Raw genomic sequence first — 18,088 nt, 5'->3', positions numbered from 1 at the left:
ATCGAGAGACGTTCCGACAGCGGAGGAGACTTCCCATGGGTGCTCACGCCATGCAGCAGGACAACGACCGACTCACCGGCCGCGGCCTCGTCGGCCGCGGTGCGATGACGGGCCTCGCGGCCCTCGCGCTCATCGGCGGCGGCGCGGGTGTCGCCATGGCCGACGAGGCGCCGGCCGACAGCGGCCACGACGCGACCCAGTCGCAGTCGCACGACAGCGGCAAGAGCTCGGACGACTCGTCGAAGAGCTCGGATTCCTCGAAGAGCTCCGACGAGGGTAAGAGCTCGGACGACTCGTCCAAGGGCTCGGACTCCTCCAAGGGCTCCGACGAGGGCTCCTCGGACCAGGGCGGCGACTCGCCGCTGTCCGCCCTCCCGCTCTCGTCGCTGCCGACGTCGCTCCCGGGTGCCGACTCGCTGTCGTCGCTCCCGACGTCGCTGCCGACGTCGCTCCCCGCCTCGGCCAGCTCGCTGCCGAGCCTCTCCGGCATGAACGTCGGCCAGACCAGCGGCGCGAGCCAGGCCCCGACCAGCGCGCTGTCGAGCCTGCCGATCGGCGCGGGCATCCTGGGCTGAGTCGCAGCACCAGCACGACTCTCGGCGGGCGGAGCCTCATGGCTCCGCCCGCCGACGTGTGTCCGGGGTCGCTCGGAAGACCCGACGATATTCCGCAGAGTAATAGCCCGGGAAAAACGTCGTGATATTTCTGTGACTCGCTTCCCGACCCTCTCGTTGCCGTAGTGGGGGCCACGGTCCGCGATCGTCGACCACCGGTTCGGGGGACATCGGTCTCCTCGAGGAGCAAGGAATTCCGATGCAGGGGGGAAGACACTGATGGGTGTTCACAGCGCGACCCGGCGACACGATCGACTCGCAGGCCTCGTCGGCCGCGGGGCCCTGACCGCCGCGGCCGCGGTCGCACTCGCCGGCGGTGGCGCGGGGGTCGCGCTCGCCGGGGACGCACCGGCCGACAGCGGACACGACAGCTCGCAGAGCGGGGAGCACGGGCACGACTGCTCGTGCGGCGGGCACTCGAAGGACGGCCACGGCAAGCACGGTCACGGGAAGCACGGTCACGGCGGCAAGGACGGCCACGACGGGTCCGACGGCCCCAAGGGCGACGACTCGAAGGACGGCGACTCCGGCTCGTCGCCGGGCAGCGGCTCGACCATCACCGATCCGCTCGGTGGGGATGAGGGCTCCACGCCGGGCGGGGACGACGGCTCGTCGCCGGGCAGCGGCTTCGGCGGCGGCTTCGTCGACGGTTCGAACCCGGATTCGGGGTCGGGGAGCGACGAGGGCGGCTCGGGCTCGACGACCCAGCCCGCCGGGGACGACTCGACCGATGACCAGTCCTCCGACGATCCGGCACCGTCGGGCTCGGACGACTCGGGCGGTGGCGACTCGTCCTCGAACGGTGAGGGGGATGGCCTGCCGAGCATCCCGGGCGACACCGATCCGTCCGCGGACGGCGGCCAGGGCAGCAGTGACGACGACGGCGGCGCCGACGCGACCCAGGCGGCCGACGACACCTCGGGCCAGGGCGACGGCTCGACGACCGCCCCGATCATGGCGGTCATGCCCACGTAGGTGCGCTTCGCGCTCGTGAGCACTAATTGATGCTCTGGCGTCAATTAGTGCTCACGAGCCGCAGGCACCTAGGCACCTACGCACCCACGCGCTCGTACTGAGCCGGCGGACCCGGCGTCGTCTGCACCCACACCGACGGCGTGGCGCCGGTGACGACGTCCGGCACCGGCGAGGACAGCAGGATGCCCTGCGCCGCTTCCCCGGGAGCGAGCGTCGGGCTCGCCGCGCCCGACGGCGCCGCCCGCCCGTCGAGCACGCACGCCCCCGGCTCGAGACCGCGGAAGATCGGCGACGGCGGCGCGAGCGGTGACGCCGCCGGGGTGTTGCGGCAGAGCAGCGCGGACGGACCGGTCAGCACCGACGGCGGCAGCGAGTGCAACCCGACCGCGACCAGCAGGCCCGCGGACCCGGACAGCGGATTCGGCACCGGTCCCGACCCGGCGTTGCGCACCACCAGCGACGCCAGCAGCAGGTGCGACCCGCTCGGCGCCGCCCGCGTGCTCGGGGTGAACGCCCCGACCCCGACGTCGTAGGGAACCCCGGCCAGGGTCACCCGCGTCCCCGGCTGCAGCCCCTCGCTCGCGAGCACCGGCGGGGGAGGGCCGCTGACCGCGGCGGAGCCCGAGTCGGACTCGCCGCCGCTCAGGAACGTCACCGCGAGCACCACAACGACCACCACCGCCAGCCCGCCGAGCACCAGCAGCACCGACGTCCGCCCGCGCCCGCCCCACGGACCGTCGGCGGGCCACCACGGCGCCTCGTCCGGGCCGTTGCCCTCCGGCAGCTGTCCGCGCGAGCTCATGCGACCACCCGACCACGGTCGACGCCCCGCGACCAGCCGGGCACGCGGTGCCTCCCCCGAATCGCCCCGCTCGCCCGACGTCGCTCGCTCGCCCGACATCGACCCGCTCACCCGACGTCGATCACGACCTTCCCCGTCGCATGCCCCTGCTCGACGAGGGCCAGCGCGGCCGGGGCGTCGTCGAAGGAGCGGACGTTGGTGACGTGCGGGTTCAGCGAACCGTCGGCGACGAGGCCCGCGAGCTCGGTGAGCACCGCGGTGCTGCGGTCGCGGACGAGCTGTTGTCCGCCGAGCTCGGTCGAGAGCCCGTAGTCGGCGATGGAGATCAGACGGTGCCGGTCGGTCAGCAGCTCGGCGACGGTGCGCAGCGGGTCGCCGCCGACGAGGTCGAACACCGCGTCGATCCCGTCGGGCGCCGCGTCGCGGACCCGCTCGACCACGCCGTCCCCGTAGGCGACCGGCGTGGCGCCGAGCCGGGCGAGCAGGGCGTGCTTGGCGGGGCTCGCCGTCGCGACGACGCGGATTCCCCGCGCCGCGGCGAGCTGCACGAGGACCACGCCGACCCCACCGCCCGCGCCGTTGACCAGCAGCGTCGCGCCCGCGGCGAGATCGAGCTGGTGCAGTGCGTCGAGCGCCGTGCCCGCCGCGACCGGGAGCACGCACGCCTGCTCCGGGCTCACCGCCGCCGGACGGTGCGCGGCGAAGCCCGCGGTAACGATCGCCTGCTCGGCCCAGCCGCCGACCATCCCGGGGCAGCCGCCGAACACCTCGTCGTCGACGGCGAACCCCTCGACGTCGGGTCCGACCGCGACCACGCGGCCCGCCACCTCCCGGCCCAGGACGGCGGGTCCGGCGATGCCGTACGCCCCGTCGCGGACCTTCCAGTCGCCGGGGTTCACCCCGGAGGACCGGACGGCGACGAGCAGTTCGCCCGGGCCGGGCTCAGGGACCTCGACGTCCAGGAACGCCTCGTGGTCGGGCCCGCCGACCGTCGTGAACCCGTACGCCCGCATGACCGCTCCCTCGCCGTCGTCCGATCGCTTCGGCACCGGATCGTCGCACCGGACCGGGTCAGGCGCTCCCGGGCTCCGGTCCGGTGAGCAGTTCCTGCGCGCAGCGGCGGAACTCCGCGACGAGCCGGTTGCGGTCGCCGGCCCGGGTCGCGACGACGACGTGGCTCGGCTCGACGTCGGCGATCTTCACCGTCGTGAGGTCCGGACGGAGGTGCTGCACCCCGATGTCCGGCATCACGACGACGGCCTCGCCGGCGGCGATCACCTCGAACTTGTCCTCCATGGCCTCGATGACGGGACCGTCCGGCGCCGGACGACCGTCGGGTCGCGGTTCGAGGCGCCAGTAGGCCGCCCACGCCGGGTCGGTGCCGCGCAGGTGCGGCAGCGGCTCGTCGGCGATGTCGTCGAACGTCACCGACTCCTTGCCGGCGAACCGGTGGTTAAGCGGCACGACGAGGACCCGCGGCTCGTCGTACAGCACCGTCACGGTGAGTCCGTCGCTGGCGAACGGGAGCCGGGTGACGACGGCGTCGACCTCGCCGTCGAGCAGGTCGGTCCGGGCGGTCGGGAGGTCGAGGTGGCGGATGGTGACCTCGGCGTCGGGGTGCCGGCGACGCATCGCGAGCACGGCCGGCGTCGCGATCACCCCGGTCGTGTACCCGACGGTGACCCGGCGCGGCTGAGCCGCAGCCCGCGTCCGTGACACCGACGACCGGGCGGCCCGCAGCAGCGCCTTCGCGTCGGCGAGGAACACCTCGCCGGCCTCGGTGAGTCGGGTGCCCTGCGGCGTCCGGTCGAGCAGTCCTGCCCCGACCTGCTGCTCGAGGCGACGGATCTGGCGGCTCAACGACGGCTGCGTGATCACCAGTTCCGCCGCCGCCCGACCGAAGTGCCGGTGCTCGGCGACCGCGACGAAGTAGCGCACCAGGCGCAGGTCCAGGTCGGCGGCGGTCGACGACTCGCTCATGTCCTCACGGTATCGCGCCCCGGGTCGGATATCCGGGCCGTTTCAGTGCTGTGAGCTGCGGTGATGCCTCGACCGTATCGCTATTCTTCGCCTGAGGCATGTGCGTGCGTTTCCGTGCTCCAGCACGGAAACGCACGCACGAGGCGTCAGCCGACCTGCGTGAAGTCGAACGAGACGACGCCGCCGTCGACCGAGGTCACCGTCGCCTTCAGCTGGCTCGGCGCTCCGTCGACCGTGCCGGAGCAGGTCAACTCGGCTCCGACCTGAGCGGGCAGCGAGCCGGGGCAGCTGACGTCGGTGACGCGGCCGCCGGACTGGGCGGTGATCTGCGCCGCGACGGCGGTGTTGTTCACCGAGCTGACCAGGGTCGCGGCCATCACGGTGACGAGGACCGCCGTGGCGATGCCGATCACGAGGAACACGATCGACAGGACCAGGCCGGCGGTGGCCAGCCCACGGCCGCCTTCCCCGGTGCGGGCGGTCTGCTTGCGCCCGATGATCCCGAAGACGATGCCGAGCGGGGAGAACACGAACGCGAAGACGAGGGCGAGGATCGCCATCGTGTTCGTGCCCCGGGCGGGCGCCGGCGTCTGCGGAGCCGCTCCGTACGACGGCGGGAGGGGCTGCTCGGGGGAGGCGGGCATCTGCTGAGTCATCGGGGTGTCCTCACCGGACGTCGGGCCGGACCGCCGCGGGGCCGGGCGGCCGTGTGAGGAGCATGAAGTCACGGTCAGTCATGTCGAAGCCAGAGTATTCACTCTGACGGTCTAATATCTGGGAGATTGCTCCGGTTTGCGCTCGGAGAGCGTGTGCGGCGCGCACACGGCTGGAGCCGGCTGACGTCCGCCCGAGCGCATGATCACCAGGACGACGAGGATCTGGACGCCCAGGCATCACAAGCTCGTCATCCCGGTGATCATGGTCGACGACCGTGGACCGGTGCCGCGTCGGCCGCTCTGGTCAGAGCCGAGCGGTCGCTAGAGCGATCGGGGCCGTCACCGGGTCCTCGTCCGCCACGGCGTGCCGGCCGCCGGTACGGGGTGCCGGCACCGACGTGCTGGGTGCGACGGTCCGCGCGGCTGCGGCCGGCGCCGGAGTCGACATCGCCGCCGCCGGCGGACCCCACAGCTGCGGGGCCGCAGGGATGGCGGGCCGGGGCGTGCGCGGTGCCGCGACGAGCCCGATCCGGGCGTACGCGAGGAACAGCAGCGCGCTGACGACGTCGACCAGAACCCAGAGGACGTTGACACCGAGCCAGTCGTTGACGCCGTGGAGGACCGCGGCCACGGCGAGGCCGAGAGCGACCAGCGCGCAGGCCCTTCCGGGAGTCCGGAACTGGATGGCGAGTCCGACGAAGTAGCCGCCGATCCCGGCCCACAACGCGTGCACCACGGGGTCCGTGACGAAGCGCCACACCGTCAGGATCGCCCCGCCGACACCGAGCAGGCCAGCCTCCGGCATGTACTGGGTGACGTAGGTGACCGCTTCGCCGGCCCCGAAGACCAGACCGCTCACAGCGCCGAGGAAGAGGGCGTCGCGCGGCACGAGGCCGCTCCGTCGGTGGAACAGGGCGAGTGCAAGGACCGGAAGCAGCTTGGCGAGCTCTTCGGGGACTCCGACGGCGAACACGCTCGACGCGAGGGAATCGGTGTTCGCTCCGAGAGCTCTCTCGAGCCAGACGGCGAGAGGTGCCTCGACGAGCAGCGCGACGATCACCACCTGAGCGAGGAGTCCGCCGCTCACAGCCCTCGGTCGGACGAGCGCGCGAAGAAGGAGGAACCAGGCGGCCGCGAAGTAGGCCGCGAACACCGTCGCGATGCCGTTGAAGCTGTCGGCGCCGGAGAACAGGACCAGCGCAGCCGGCGGCACCGCGACGAGCGCGACGAACAACCACGTCGTCCACGCCCGCAGCGCGGGGTGGCGCAGCCAGGCGCGGAACGGGAACAGGACCGCGAGGTCGGGCAGGCGCTCGGCCGGGGGAGTGGTCATCGTCGGGCTCCGGGCGATGGTGGGTGAACCGTTCGCGAGGGAGCGGCCCCCGCGAGCTCGATCCCCTCATCGCCGCGGCCCGAACGGCGTTACCGCTGATCAGAGTGCTGGCGACGAACCCACCCGAACGAGCGACACCGCCGTAACGCCGGACCGGGCGGCGTCGAGAAGCCCGCCGACGGCCCGCGGTGGTGCGGCGCCGACCACGCCATCGGGGAGCCGAGATGACCAAGACCCAGCCGCAGTCGGGCGTCGACAGCGGTGCGACAGCATCGCCTGTCGGCCCGTGGGTGTCGACCCAGCGCGGCGTGCACTGGGGCGAGGTGCCGTCGCAGTCGGGAGGCGGTCCGGTTCCGCCGGCCGGCCTGCCGCCGATGGGCTGGCAGGGCTACGGCGCGCCCACTCCGCAGCGACGCTCGGGCATGCGCTGGGGCTGGATCGTCCTCGGCGTCGTTCTCGCGATCGTGGCCGTGGCGATCATCGGGACGGTCGCCCAGAAGACCTCGAAGATGACGATCAACGGCTCCGTGACCGTCTACGGCATGAACGGAGTGGTGATGCCGGGCTCGGCCTGCGAGAACCCGTCGATGAGGGGCAAGCCCGTCTCGATCTTCGGGTCGAACGGCGACCTGGTCGGGACGAGTTCCCTGACCGGCTCCGGGACCGCCCTCGATCAGTGGAACACCTACTCGTCCGGATACGCGGACGCTTGCCAGTACTCGTTCACGTTCACCAACGTCAGCGGCGCCGACGACTTCTACACCGTCGCCGTGGGGACCAGCGCCGGCCAGGGCGTCGGCTTCAGCAAGGAGCAGCTGCAGACCTCGGGCGCCCAAGTCACCTACGGCCACGCCTGATCAGGGAGCCGCCGTACGGGTAGACGGAGATCCGCTCGACCCGCAGCGGCTCCCTCGACCTCACCGCGCACCCGGGCCTCCTCCAACCTGCCGCTCTGCCGAAGGATCATCAGGGGCAGCGCCCGACCCCGGTCACCAGGCATGCTGCGGGAGGCAGCGCGGATGACCGGGGAGGTGGCACGGAGATGGCGACGCTGTACCGCAGTATCTGGGCCTCCGACGACCCGGACGCGGTCGACGCGGCCGACCGCGCCGTCGTCGCGTGGGCCGAGGGCATCGCGCTGCGCCACCACCGGCCGCTCCCGTCCGGCAGCGCCCGCACCCGCGCGAGCGACCAGTACCGGTACGTCCTGCGCCGCGACGCCCACGACGACCCGGGCGACACCAAGATCGAGAAGGCCGTCCGGCTGGTGTTCGTCGAGTCCCACCGCGACGGGAGCCGGTGGACGACGACGGTGCGGGCCTGGTCGGGCGGGAGCTGCACCGGCGAGGGGGCGAAGGCCTGGACGTGGATCGACGTCGACGCCGACTCCCGGGACCTCACCGAACCGCTCTTCGCGAAGCCGCCCGGCTTCATCGCCGACCTGCTCACGACGACGGCGGCCGCCCTCGGCGGGGTGTCGCTGCTGCCCCGGACCGTGCGCTATCACGGCGAGGACGGGGCCGAGGACCTCGCCGGGCTGCTGACGCTGGCCGACCGGGACGTCCCCGTCGTCGTCTTCGGCGGGCTCGAGCCGGACGCCGAGGAGCGGGCGGCCCAGGTCTTCGACGCCGCGGTGCAGCGCACGACTCGGGACGTCGCGGGCCTCGCGACGGTCGCCGTCGTCGACACCGACGGCCTCGACACGCTCGACGGCGCCCTCGGCGACGGGTTCGGGGTGCACCCGGGCGCGATGCGCGTCTACCTCCCGGCCCTCGACCCCGCCGGCGACGCCACGACCCGGCACCTCGAGATCCGCGCCGAACGCTTCAAGGACCGCCCCGCCCTGGCCGGACGGATCGCGGTCAACCAGCTCGCCCCGACGTCGGGCATGCGCCGCGCCCCGGACAGCTGGGACCGCGCGGCCGAGCGGCTCGACGACCAGACGCCGGGCGGCATGGTCGAGAAGGTCGCCCGCGAGTCGGCCCGCGTCACCGACCTCGAGACCGAGCTCGTCGGGGAACGGCGCACCGCGGAGGAGGTGATCGAGGAGTTCGGCGACCTGCAGCACGAGGTCACCGACCTGCGCGACCAGCTCGCCGCGGCCGCCGCCGAGCTCGCCCGCCTGCGCGGGGAACGCAGCGAGGAGGGCCTCGAGGGCATCGACCTCGCGCCCTCGCACGCCCGCGACTGCAGCGACGCCGCCGCCCTCGCCCGCAAGCACCTGTCGACCTATCTGGACTTCCCGACGGAGGCCGGGGTCGACCTGGAGCTGCTCGACCGGCAGGCGGCGGGGCCGGCCTGGGGCGAACAGTCCTGGCGGGCGCTGCGGGCGCTGGCCTTCTACTCGCGCGCACGGTCCCGCGACGGGTACGACGGCGACTTCTTCCAGTGGTGCTGGAACTCCCGCCACCCCATGGCCTGGCCGGCGAACCCCCGCAAGCTCGCCATGCGCGAGTCGAAGACCGTGATGGAGCGCTGGCCGGAGTCCCGGACGTTCCCGGTGGACGGCGAGGACGCCATGGTCCAGTCGCACATCAAGATCTCGTCGGCGGGGATGGCGCCCCGGATCTACTTCACGTGGGTGGAGCGCACCCGCACCGTCCACGTCGCCTACTTCGGACGCCACTTGCGCAACACCCGCACCTGAGGTGTGGTCTGATCATCGATCTGAGCACACGGCTGGCTCACGTGGCCTAGTCTCTACCGACGTTCGGGGGAGGTTCGGGAGATGAGCACGACGGAGCCCGAGGTCGGTACGGACGGCGGTATCCCCGCGGTCCCGTCCGTCCCGTATCCCCGCGAACCCGAGCCGGACGCGCTCGCGCCGTGGTCGCCCCAGCTCGCCATCCCGGCGCCGCGCGGCGTGCGCTGGCTGGACGCGCCGCCCGCCCCGGACCCCGTCACCGAACCGGCCACTCGACCCGCTCCCACCGCCCGGCAGCGTCGCGCCCGTGCCCTCGTGGGCCTCGGGCTGGTGCTCGCGACCGGGGCCGGCGTCGCGGGCGTGTTCGCGGTATCGCCCCCGACGATGTCCGTGCCCGGCTCGATCGCGGTCAGCGGCGAGGACCTCCCCGCCCCGGGCGGCAGCTGCTTCCCCGAGATGTCGGCCAGCTCGGTCACGATCTTCAGTACCGACGGCACCGTCATCGGCTCCGCGCCCCTGGCGAGCACGGGCACCGCGGTCGACCGCTGGCACACCCGCTCCCCGGGCGCGGACGCCTGCCGGGTCACGTTCACCGTCACCGACGTGCCCTCCGACCACGCCCACTACCGGGTCGGGCTCGACGGGAACTTCTCCGACACGGTCGCCTTCAGCCGCGAGGAGTTCACGACGACGGGTGCGCAGATCACCTACGGGCGCTAGCCCGGACGACCTCGTCCGCTCACCGTCGGGGCCCTCCGCTACCTTCCTGCCACGCAGCCGGTGATCGGCGCAGGGGGAGGTCGCGATGGACGACGTCGACTGGAGCACGGAATGGCTCACCAGTCTGCTGTGGATCCTCGGCGTCTTCGTCGCCGCGCTGATCGTGCTCGGGATCGTCGCGGTACTGATCGCCCGCCTGACGACGTGGGGCCGACAGTTCTGGCGGTTGGCCGGCCCGTTCGTCCGCCCGACCCGGGGTGAACGCCGGACCTGGCGCCCGACGCTGTTCATCCTGCTGTTGCTGCTGCTCGTCGTGCTGTCGGTGCGCCTGAATCTGCTCCTCTCCTACAACACCAACGAGCTCTACACCGCGCTGCAGAACCTCGACGCGGCGGCGTTCTGGCGCGCCATCGGGATCTTCGCGGTGATCGCGGCGCTCTACGTCGCGCAGGCGCTGGTGACCTATTACGTCGGCCAGTCGTTCCTGATCCGGCTCTGGGAGAACCTCAACGACCGGTTCCTCGGCGACTGGCTCGGCGACCGCGTCTATCACCGCTCCCGCTTCTCGCCGACGTCGGTCGACAACCCCGACCAGCGGATCCAGGAGGACATCCGGACCTTCGCGGAGGACTCCTACACGCTCTCCTTCGGCCCGAACGGCGCGGTGAGCGCCCTGATCACGATCCCGTCGTTCACGGTCGTGCTCTGGCAGCTCTCCGGCCCGCTCTCGCTGTTCGGGCTCGAGATTCCCCGCGCGATGACGTTCATCGCGTTCCTTTACGTCATCGTCGCCTCGGTGTTCGCGTTCCGGATCGGCCGGCCGCTGGTCCGGCTGAACTTCCTCAACGAGGGACTGGGCGCGTTCTACCGTTATGCGCTCGTGCGGGTCCGCGACAACGCCGAGAACATCGCCTTCTCGCGCGGTGAGCCGGTGGAGCGGCGCACGCTCGACGGCCGGTTCTCCGACATCATCGCGAACTACTGGCGCATCGTGATCCGGACGCTGAAGTTCCAGGGCTTCAACCTGGGCATCACCCAGATCTCGGTGGTCTTCCCGATCATCATCCAGGCGCCCCGGTTCTTCTCGCGGGCGATCAGCCTCGGCGACGTGCAGCAGACCGCGCAGGCGTTCGGCCAGGTCCACGACGCGCTCTCGTTCTTCCGCAACGCCTACGACCAGTTCGCCGCCTACCGCGCCGTGCTCGACCGCCTCACCGGGCTGCTCGACGCCGACGAGCAGGCGCGGGAACTGCCGGTGCTCGAGGTCGGGGACCGTCCCGGCGCCGCGGTCGTCGTCCGGGATCTCACGGTGCGCAAGCCCGACGGCGAGGTGCTCGTCGACGACGTGTCGCTCGAGCTCGCCCGCGCCGAGTCGCTGCTGGTGACGGGGCGCTCCGGCACGGGCAAGACCACGCTGCTGCGCAGCCTCGCCGACCTGTGGCCCTACGCGGACGGCACCGTCGAACGGCCGGTCAGCTCCGGGTCGGTCTTCCTCGCCCAGCAGCCCTATCTGCCTCTGGGCACCTTGCGCACGGCGCTCGCCTATCCCGGCCCGGCGGAGTCGGTGTCCGACGACGAGGCGGCGCGGGTGCTGCGGGCGACGTCGATGGGGCACCTCGTGGACCGCGTCGACGACGACGAGCTCTGGTACCGCACGCTCTCCCCGGGCGAGCAGCAGCGGGTCGGGTTCGCGCGGCTGCTGATCGCGCGGCCCGACGTCGTGTTCCTCGACGAGGCGACGGCGGCGCTCGACGAGGGCCTCGAGCACGAGCTCTACACGCTGCTGCGCCAGGAACTGCCCGACCTCGTGCTGATCAGCGTCGGGCACCGCAGCAGCCTGGAGGCGTTCCACTCGCGGCGGCTGGACCTCGAGGGCGACGGGCGCTGGACCGCGGCGGCCCTGTGACCTACAGGTACTGACCCGTCGAGCTCCCGGCCGGCTCGGGGGAGCGGACGCGGATCGCGACGACGTTGGCCGGGTTGACCATGATCGTCGTGCCGCCCGGGTCGCCGCCGAGCTCGTGCTCGCGGATCCGGAACGGGGTCCCGCGGGCGAAGCTCTCGGTCACGGCCTCGACGGCGGCCTCCTCGGAGTCGAAGTCCAGGGTGCTGACGGTGATGGGCTCGCCGAGCGTCGGATAGATCCAGACGGTGAACAGACTGCCGGGCATGAGGCTCGTCCTCCCGTTCTCGAGATCGGTGGTTCGCTCTCGATGGTGCTCGCCGATCGCCCCGGCCCGCAGCCGCCCGCGTGGTGAGGACCCGCCCGTCGGGCCATGATCGGGGGCATGGCGAGCGTGGTGGTCATCGGTCCCGGCGCGATCGGCGGCGTGCTCGCCGCCCTGGCCCACGAACGCGGGCACGACGTCACCCTCGCCGTCCGTACCCCGTTCGACGTGCTGCGCGTGCGCTCGGGGGCCGACGGCGAGGAGCGGTCGGTGCCCGCGGCGATCCGGACCGACCCGGCGTCGGTCGGTCCGGCGGACTGGGTCATCCTCACGACGAAGGCCCAGGACACCGCCTCCGCGGCCGGATGGCTGAAGGCGACGACCGGACCCGGCACCGTCGTCGTGGTCGCTCAGAACGGCGTCGACCAGGACCGTCGGGTGGAGGGTCTGGTGCACCCGGACGCGACCGCGGTGCCCGCCGTCGTCGTGCTCGGCGCCGAGGCGGTCGAGCCGGGCCGGATCGTGCACCACGGCTACGGGCGGCTCACCGTCCCGGACGGCGCGTGGGTCTCGGGGCTGAGTGCGCTGGTCTCCGGTGGGGACGACGGCGTCGAGGTCGTCGGCTCGCCCGACTACCGGACCGACGCGTGGCGCAAGCTGATCAGCAACGCCGTCGCGAACCCGATCACCGCGCTCACGATGCGCCGCAACGACGTGCTCGCGGAACCGCAGACCGCCGACCTCGTCCTCGGCCTGTCCCGGGAGGTCGTCGCGGTGGCCCGCGCCGAGGGCGCCGACCTGAGCGAGGACGACGTCACGACGCTGCGGAACCACTACGCGACGATGCCCGCCGGGACCGGCACCTCGATGCTCTACGACCGCCTCGCCGGGCGCCCGACCGAGCACGAGTACCTCACCGGCGCGGTCGTGGCCGCCGGCCAGCGCCACGGTGTCCCGACGCCGCTGAACGCGACGATGCTGGCGCTGCTGCGCAGCATGTGAACGAATGTGGTCGTTCCGGCGACCACATCCGTTCACATAGGCTCCGCCTGTGGTGGCCCGGGCGAGCAGCGTGATGACGCGGGGCGTCGTCACCGTCTCGCCGGGCGCGCCGCTCGAGGACGCCCGCGCGCTGCTGACCGGCAACCGGTTCAGCGCGCTCCCCGTCGTCGACGGCGGGCACCGGCTGGTCGGGATCCTCACGACGCTCGACGTGCTGCGCGCCGAGGTCGACGGCCACGCCGGCGCCCAGGTCGGCGAGATCATGACCCGCGAGCCCATGACGATGAGCCCCGACGCTCCCCTGACGATCCTGGCGCACCGGCTGCGGCACTACGGCGAGAAGCGGGTGATGCCGATCGTCGAGCGCGGGCTGCTCGTCGGCATCGTCACCCGCGGCGACCTGCTGCGCCCGTCCGACGACCGCTCGTTCCTCGACCGGCTCCTCGGCTCGGACCCGGTCGACCTCGACGTGCCCCCGCCCGACGAGTCCCGGGTGGGCACGACGGCGGGCGAGGTGATGACCCCGGTGGCCGACCTCGTCGTCGCGACCCCCGCCACCCCGGTCCGGTCCGCGGCCACGTGGCTCTCGGTGAACCGCCTGAGCTGCCTCCCGGTGCTCGACGACGACAACCACCTGCTCGGCGTGATCAGTGAGGCCGACCTGATGCCCGACCGGCTCTCCGGGCGCCGCGGCCCGCCACCCACGCGCGTCGGGGACGCCATGACGACGGGTCCGACCGCCGTCCGGCACGACGTCCCGATCGTCAAGGTGGCCCGGGCGATGATCAACCACCGCTTCCGGTCGCTGCCGGTGCTCGACGACGACGGACACGTGGTCGGCATGGTCAGCCGCGGCGACCTGCTGCGGGCCGAGTCCCCGCCGCCGAAGGAGTAGCCGGGTGCCGCCGGATCAGGGGCGGCGCGACCGGTCCAGGAGTGACAGGAAGCGCTCGGCCCGCCGCGGCAGGCGCTCGAGCCCGTGCTCCCACGGTTCGGGCCGCACCCGCACGGCGACGGGTCCGTCGTCGGCCGATTCCCGGGGCTCCGGAATCCGCGCGGCCGGCTCGGTCCGGCGATGCCTCTGCTCGGTCATGAGCCCTCCGCTCGTCGGGTCGCCGGGGCTGCGGCGTGGCAGTGGGCGCCCCCCGCCCCCACTGCCACGCCGTCCACCCGATGCTGCTCGGGGTCGCATCCGAACAGCTGGTACCCAGAGTCCTCAGTACGGGATCGTCACCGCCATCAGCAGAACTGACTAGTGACAACGCTGCCGCCCCCGGACGTCTGGACCATCCCCCGCGACGCCCTCTAACGTCCATATCGTGGCTGGTCAGAGCGCTGTGGATACAGATCCGTGGCGTCGCGCCGAATTCGACGCCATCGTCGATTCGTGGCGTTCCGTCCGCGCCGGCCGCCCGGCCACCGTGCTGCTGCGCGCCGAGGCCGGAGCCGGGAAGAGCCGGCTGGTCCGGCGGCTCGTCGATCACGCCGAGGCCGAGGGCGCGTTCGTGCTCACCGGCGCGTCGATCGACGTGGGGGACCAGCTGCCGTTCTGGCCGCTGATCTCCGCGCTGCGCGGCCTGCTCGCCCCGGCCTCGGCCGCCGCCGAGGACGCCCGCGCCGCACTCGCCCCGATCGCCGCGGAGCTGCCCGCCCTGCTCGACCCGGCGCCCGGACAGGTTGTCGATCCGGGCGCGCACGGGCTGGAGCTGATCCGCCGGGTCCTGACGACGCTCGCCGACGCGGCCCCGGTGCTGCTCGCCGTCGAGGACCTGCACTGGGCGGACCCCGGGACCCGCGACGCCGTCGTCACCCTCGCCGCACACCTGCACCACGAGCCGGTGTTCGTCGTGGTGACCCTGCGACCCGAGGCGTTCACGAACCGGCATCCGCTGCAGACGATGGTCGCCGAGCTCCGTCGCCACCCGCGGGCCGTCGTCCGCGACCTCGAGCCGCTCGACCGGGGCACCGTCGGCCGGTTGGTGAGCGCCGCGGTCGGCGACGCCCCCGAGCTCGTCGACCGGGTGTGGGAGCGCTCCGGCGGCAACGCGTTCATCGTCGCCGAGACGCTGCGCGCGATCGCGGCCGGCGAGCACGGGACGCTCCCCGGCCCGCTGCGCGACCTCGTCCTCGGCCGCGTCGCCCCGATGGGCCCGATCGCCACCGCCGTCGTGCAGGCCCTGGCCCTCGGGGAGGAACCGGTGCCGCACCGTCTGCTGTCCGACGTCGTGCAGCTCTCCGAGCCCGCGCTGGTGTCGGCGCTGCGGGACGCGGTGTCCGCGGCGCTCGTCGTCGTCGACCCCGCCACCGACGGCTACGCCCTGCGCCATGGCCTGATCCGCGAGGTGATCTCCGAGGAGCTGATGCCGGGGGAGCGCCGCGAGCTGCACCGTCGCTACGCGCTCGCGCTCGACCGCCTGCTCGACGAGCTCCCGGCGGACGGGACCGCGACGGGCGGGGTCGGCGTGGTGGACGTCCGCACGGACCTGGTGCTGCGCCGCGCCCACCACTGGTACGCCGCCGGGGACGTGGCCTCCGCGGTGCACGCCGTCGCGGCCGCCGCCCGCGTGACCGAACGCCTCCGCGACTACGGCGGCGCCCACCGGCAGTGGACCCGGGTCCTCGAGCTCACCGACCGGCGGGCGCTGCGGGCCGGGCCGATCCGGCGGGCGCTGACGGTGGGCGACGTCGTCGGCGGGACCTCCGGAGAGGCCGGCGACGACAGCCGGGACCGCGCGGTGCTGATCAGCCGGGCGGCCGAGGTCGCCCATCTCGCGGGGGAGCACGAGCGGGCCGTGGAGCTGCTGGAGAACCTCGAACCCCGCACGGACATCACGCTGGCGACGAGGCTGGGGCGCTACCTGCTCGACGCCGGCCGCCCCGCCGACGCCGTCAAGGCGCTCGACGACGCGCCGGTGCGGGAGGTCGAGGCCACCGTCGCCGACCGGGTGGCGGCCGGGCCCGGGGCGGCGATCGCGCCGTCGCGGCAGTTGGCGGCGCTGCACGCGGTCCGCGCCGACGCGCTGCTGGCCGACGGCGACGTGCGGGAGGCCCAGGAGCAGGCGCAACGGGCCCTCACGCTCTCGCGGGCGGGCGGGGACGACGTCGAGCAGGTCTCGATGCTGGTCACCCTGGGGTTCGCGCTGGCCTACCGGGAGAACGCGGAGGCCGGGCTGGCCGCGGTGGCGGAGGGACTCGCCGTCGCGGAGCGGGTCGTCGACGCGGTGGGGGTCGGCCGTGCCTATCAGCACTGGTCGGAGCTGCTGGTGGGCCCGCTGGGCGAGATCGCCGAGGGGGTGGAGCTCGCGCGCCAGGGCGTCGCGCGGATGCGCGAGCTGGGGCTGGCGCGCACCTTCGGGGTCGGCCTGCTGGCGTTGGTCGCGAACGGGCTGTTCCGGCTCGGGCGGTGGGCCGAGGCCCAGGAGGCGATCGACGAGGCGTGGGCGCTGCGGCCGATGGGCGCCGAGGCCCTGGAGATCCGGCTCGCGCGGGTCCGGCTGCTCGTGGGGCGCGGTGAGTTCGGCGCCGCCGACCAGGACCTCGGGGCGGTCGAGCTGCTGTCCTCGACGGCGGGGGAACGACGACAGGTGCCGCTGCTGACGCTGCGCTCCGGCATGAAGATGTGGGAGGGGCGGCCGGGCGAGGCCCGGGAGTTCGTGACGGCGGGCCTCGACGTCGTCGACCGGCACCCCGACGACGTCTTCATCGTCGCGCCGCTGCTCTGGCACGGGTTGCGGGCCGAGGCGGAGGCCGCGGCGCACGGCGATCGCGACGCCGAGGCCGTCCGGCGTCTGGTGGACCGGCTCCACGACCTCGAGGGGCGCATCCCCTCGATCGTCCCGGCGCTGCGGCGCACGATGATCGCGTACTCGCGGATGTGCCGGGCCGAGCTGAAGCGCGCGCAGGGCGCCGCGGATCCGGAGGCCTGGCGCGACGTCGCCGAGCGGTGGAGCGCCCTGCTCAACCCCTACCCGGCCGCGTACGCGCAGCTGCGCCGGGCGGACGCGCTGCTCGGGGCGGGCCGCAAGCCCTCCAGCGAGGTCCGGGCGTGCCTGCGCGCGGCGGCCGACACCGCCCGGGAGATGGGGGCCGCCCCGTTCCTGCGCGAGATCGAGGCGATCGCCGCCCGCGCCGGCCTGTCCAGCGGCGCGCTGGCCGACGAGGCGGCCGACGGGTCCGCGGCGCCGTCGTCGCCGTCGCGCGCCCCGGAGCTCTCCGCCCTGACACCCCGCGAGCACGAGGTGCTGGCCGCGGTGGCCGAGGGCCTGACGAACCGTCAGGTCGGGCGCCGGCTCGGGCTGCAGGAACGGACGGTCGCGGTGCACGTGTCGAACGTGCTCCGCAAGACGAACACGCGCTCGCGCACTCAGGCGGCGGCGCTGTTGCAACGGGTGCGGGCGCGGTAGGCGCCCACCGACAGGGGGATGACATGGGAGTCAACGACGCACTGGGCACGGCGGTGAGTACCGATCCGACGGACGTCCCGGCGGTGATCGAGACGCTGGATGCGGTCAAGAAGGCCGCGCAGCTGGTGGTCCCGCGCGGTGAGGAGGACGGGATCGCGGCCTTCACCACGCTCTACCACCAGATCACCTGCGGGGTGCAGGACGCGGTGAATGCCGGGTCCTTCGAGGCCGGGACCTTCATCATCGACCTCGACGTGGCCTTCGCGTGCCGGTACCTCGCGGCGATCAAGGCCCTCACGAACGGCGTCGGGCGCGTGCCGAAGTGCTGGGAGGTGCTGTTCTCCTGCCGTTCCGACGACTCGGTGCCCACGCTCGAGTACGCGGCGGCCGGCGTGAACGCCCACGTCAACTTCGACCTGGCGTTCGCGCTGCTCACCACCTGGGAGACGCACTCCAGCCCGGCCGAGCGGGACGCCCAGCACCGCGACTACAACCGGATCAACGACATCTTCTACGCGAACATGAACATGCTGCGCCACCAGTTCCACTCGCCGTTCTCGGACGACGGGCCGTTGCTCGACCGGCTCGGCAACTGGTTCGGCGACCTGCTCGTCCGCGACACCCGGGACTTCGCCTGGGACGCGGCGATGTCGATGTGGGCGCACCACGACGACCCCGACTGGGAGGAGTACCGCGCCGCGCAGGAGGAGCGACGCGATCACATCGCCGCGGTCTGGGGGCTGGGGATCCTGCACGCCCACCTGTAGGTGCGCCTCCGGCGCTCGTGAGCA

17 protein-coding genes are annotated in these 18,088 nt (G+C 73.2%); 10 read left to right on the top strand and 7 right to left on the bottom strand.

Annotation, left to right across the window (positions count from 1 at the left end; all coding sequences use genetic code 11):
• Nucleotides 1-35 precede the first annotated feature (35 nt).
• Nucleotides 36-575, top strand: a complete 540-nt coding sequence (locus tag LQ327_RS22915) for a hypothetical protein (protein WP_230738083.1) — start codon at nucleotides 36-38, stop codon at nucleotides 573-575.
• Nucleotides 576-833: 258 nt separating this feature from the next.
• Complete coding sequence (locus LQ327_RS22910) at nucleotides 834-1,589, top strand: hypothetical protein (RefSeq protein ID WP_230738082.1); 756 nt, start codon at nucleotides 834-836, stop codon at nucleotides 1,587-1,589.
• A gap of 76 nt (nucleotides 1,590-1,665) precedes the next feature.
• Here LQ327_RS22910 and LQ327_RS22905 read toward each other — a convergent pair whose 3' ends face one another.
• The 5 genes from LQ327_RS22905 to LQ327_RS22885 all read right to left on the bottom strand — a co-directional run bounded on the left by LQ327_RS22905 (nucleotide 1,666) and on the right by LQ327_RS22885 (nucleotide 6,360).
• Nucleotides 1,666-2,391: a hypothetical protein gene (locus LQ327_RS22905; RefSeq protein ID WP_230738081.1), complete on the bottom strand. Its 726-nt coding sequence runs from the start codon at nucleotides 2,389-2,391 to the stop codon at nucleotides 1,666-1,668.
• Between the two features lie 107 nt (nucleotides 2,392-2,498).
• Nucleotides 2,499-3,404 (bottom strand): NADP-dependent oxidoreductase, encoded by a 906-nt coding sequence (locus tag LQ327_RS22900; protein WP_230738080.1) that lies wholly within the window; start codon nucleotides 3,402-3,404, stop codon nucleotides 2,499-2,501.
• Between the two features lie 58 nt (nucleotides 3,405-3,462).
• Entirely contained in the window at nucleotides 3,463-4,371 is a 909-nt protein-coding gene (locus LQ327_RS22895) for a LysR family transcriptional regulator (protein WP_230738079.1), read from the bottom strand.
• A 146-nt stretch (nucleotides 4,372-4,517) separates the two neighbouring features.
• Nucleotides 4,518-5,027, bottom strand: a complete 510-nt coding sequence (locus LQ327_RS22890) for a DUF4333 domain-containing protein (RefSeq protein WP_230738078.1) — start codon at nucleotides 5,025-5,027, stop codon at nucleotides 4,518-4,520.
• 304 nt (nucleotides 5,028-5,331) lie between these two features.
• On the bottom strand, nucleotides 5,332-6,360 hold the full coding sequence (locus LQ327_RS22885) for a PrsW family glutamic-type intramembrane protease (RefSeq protein WP_230738077.1): 1,029 nt from the start codon (nucleotides 6,358-6,360) through the stop codon (nucleotides 5,332-5,334).
• Between the two features lie 224 nt (nucleotides 6,361-6,584).
• On the opposite strand from LQ327_RS22885, the gene LQ327_RS22880 reads away from it, so the two are divergent.
• The 4 genes from LQ327_RS22880 (at nucleotide 6,585) to LQ327_RS22865 (ending at nucleotide 11,630) form a co-directional block, all read left to right on the top strand.
• Nucleotides 6,585-7,217: a hypothetical protein gene (locus LQ327_RS22880; RefSeq protein WP_230738076.1), complete on the top strand. Its 633-nt coding sequence runs from the start codon at nucleotides 6,585-6,587 to the stop codon at nucleotides 7,215-7,217.
• A 185-nt stretch (nucleotides 7,218-7,402) separates the two neighbouring features.
• Nucleotides 7,403-9,007: a hypothetical protein gene (locus LQ327_RS22875; protein WP_230738075.1), complete on the top strand. Its 1,605-nt coding sequence runs from the start codon at nucleotides 7,403-7,405 to the stop codon at nucleotides 9,005-9,007.
• 81 nt (nucleotides 9,008-9,088) lie between these two features.
• Nucleotides 9,089-9,724 (top strand): hypothetical protein, encoded by a 636-nt coding sequence (locus tag LQ327_RS22870; RefSeq protein ID WP_230738074.1) that lies wholly within the window; start codon nucleotides 9,089-9,091, stop codon nucleotides 9,722-9,724.
• 85 nt (nucleotides 9,725-9,809) lie between these two features.
• Nucleotides 9,810-11,630: an ABC transporter ATP-binding protein/permease gene (locus LQ327_RS22865; RefSeq protein WP_230738073.1), complete on the top strand. Its 1,821-nt coding sequence runs from the start codon at nucleotides 9,810-9,812 to the stop codon at nucleotides 11,628-11,630.
• Nucleotide 11,631: 1 nt separating this feature from the next.
• Here LQ327_RS22865 and LQ327_RS22860 read toward each other — a convergent pair whose 3' ends face one another.
• A complete protein-coding gene (locus LQ327_RS22860; RefSeq protein WP_230738072.1) occupies nucleotides 11,632-11,895 on the bottom strand; it encodes a hypothetical protein in 264 nt (87 codons plus the stop codon).
• A 117-nt stretch (nucleotides 11,896-12,012) separates the two neighbouring features.
• On the opposite strand from LQ327_RS22860, the gene LQ327_RS22855 reads away from it, so the two are divergent.
• Entirely contained in the window at nucleotides 12,013-12,894 is an 882-nt protein-coding gene (locus tag LQ327_RS22855; protein WP_230738071.1) for a 2-dehydropantoate 2-reductase, read from the top strand.
• Between the two features lie 52 nt (nucleotides 12,895-12,946).
• Entirely contained in the window at nucleotides 12,947-13,789 is an 843-nt protein-coding gene (locus LQ327_RS22850) for a CBS domain-containing protein (RefSeq protein WP_230738070.1), read from the top strand.
• 15 nt (nucleotides 13,790-13,804) lie between these two features.
• Here LQ327_RS22850 and LQ327_RS22845 read toward each other — a convergent pair whose 3' ends face one another.
• Complete coding sequence (locus tag LQ327_RS22845; protein WP_230738069.1) at nucleotides 13,805-13,987, bottom strand: hypothetical protein; 183 nt, start codon at nucleotides 13,985-13,987, stop codon at nucleotides 13,805-13,807.
• A 244-nt stretch (nucleotides 13,988-14,231) separates the two neighbouring features.
• Between LQ327_RS22845 and LQ327_RS34965 the strand changes: the two genes are divergently transcribed.
• Complete coding sequence (locus LQ327_RS34965; protein ID WP_230738068.1) at nucleotides 14,232-17,297, top strand: ATP-binding protein; 3,066 nt, start codon at nucleotides 14,232-14,234, stop codon at nucleotides 17,295-17,297.
• Between the two features lie 23 nt (nucleotides 17,298-17,320).
• A complete protein-coding gene (locus LQ327_RS22835) occupies nucleotides 17,321-18,064 on the top strand; it encodes a DUF5995 family protein (protein WP_230738067.1) in 744 nt (247 codons plus the stop codon).
• The last annotated feature ends 24 nt before the right edge of the window (nucleotides 18,065-18,088 follow it).

The sequence above is a fragment of the Actinomycetospora endophytica genome (assembly GCF_021026375.1).
GTDB classification, from domain to species: domain Bacteria; phylum Actinomycetota; class Actinomycetes; order Mycobacteriales; family Pseudonocardiaceae; genus Actinomycetospora; species Actinomycetospora endophytica.
This window is presented reverse-complemented; position numbering and strand designations above follow the sequence as displayed.

Bases quoted from the DNA above. Each gene is read 5' to 3' on its own strand.
- LQ327_RS22875 (WP_230738075.1), top strand. From the start codon at position 7,403: ATGGCGACGCTGTACCGCAGTATCTGGGCCTCCGACGACCCGGACGCG.
- LQ327_RS22870 (WP_230738074.1), top strand. From the start codon at position 9,089: ATGAGCACGACGGAGCCCGAGGTCGGTACGGACGGCGGTATCCCCGCG.
- LQ327_RS22845 (WP_230738069.1), bottom strand. From the start codon at position 13,987: ATGACCGAGCAGAGGCATCGCCGGACCGAGCCGGCCGCGCGGATTCCG.
- LQ327_RS22915 (WP_230738083.1), top strand. From the start codon at position 36: ATGGGTGCTCACGCCATGCAGCAGGACAACGACCGACTCACCGGCCGC.
- LQ327_RS22900 (WP_230738080.1), bottom strand. From the start codon at position 3,404: ATGCGGGCGTACGGGTTCACGACGGTCGGCGGGCCCGACCACGAGGCG.
- LQ327_RS22855 (WP_230738071.1), top strand. From the start codon at position 12,013: ATGGCGAGCGTGGTGGTCATCGGTCCCGGCGCGATCGGCGGCGTGCTC.
- LQ327_RS22880 (WP_230738076.1), top strand. From the start codon at position 6,585: ATGACCAAGACCCAGCCGCAGTCGGGCGTCGACAGCGGTGCGACAGCA.
- LQ327_RS22895 (WP_230738079.1), bottom strand. From the start codon at position 4,371: ATGAGCGAGTCGTCGACCGCCGCCGACCTGGACCTGCGCCTGGTGCGC.
- LQ327_RS22860 (WP_230738072.1), bottom strand. From the start codon at position 11,895: ATGCCCGGCAGTCTGTTCACCGTCTGGATCTATCCGACGCTCGGCGAG.
- LQ327_RS22910 (WP_230738082.1), top strand. From the start codon at position 834: ATGGGTGTTCACAGCGCGACCCGGCGACACGATCGACTCGCAGGCCTC.
- LQ327_RS22835 (WP_230738067.1), top strand. From the start codon at position 17,321: ATGGGAGTCAACGACGCACTGGGCACGGCGGTGAGTACCGATCCGACG.
- LQ327_RS22885 (WP_230738077.1), bottom strand. From the start codon at position 6,360: ATGACCACTCCCCCGGCCGAGCGCCTGCCCGACCTCGCGGTCCTGTTC.
- LQ327_RS22890 (WP_230738078.1), bottom strand. From the start codon at position 5,027: ATGACTCAGCAGATGCCCGCCTCCCCCGAGCAGCCCCTCCCGCCGTCG.
- LQ327_RS22905 (WP_230738081.1), bottom strand. From the start codon at position 2,391: ATGAGCTCGCGCGGACAGCTGCCGGAGGGCAACGGCCCGGACGAGGCG.
- LQ327_RS22865 (WP_230738073.1), top strand. From the start codon at position 9,810: ATGGACGACGTCGACTGGAGCACGGAATGGCTCACCAGTCTGCTGTGG.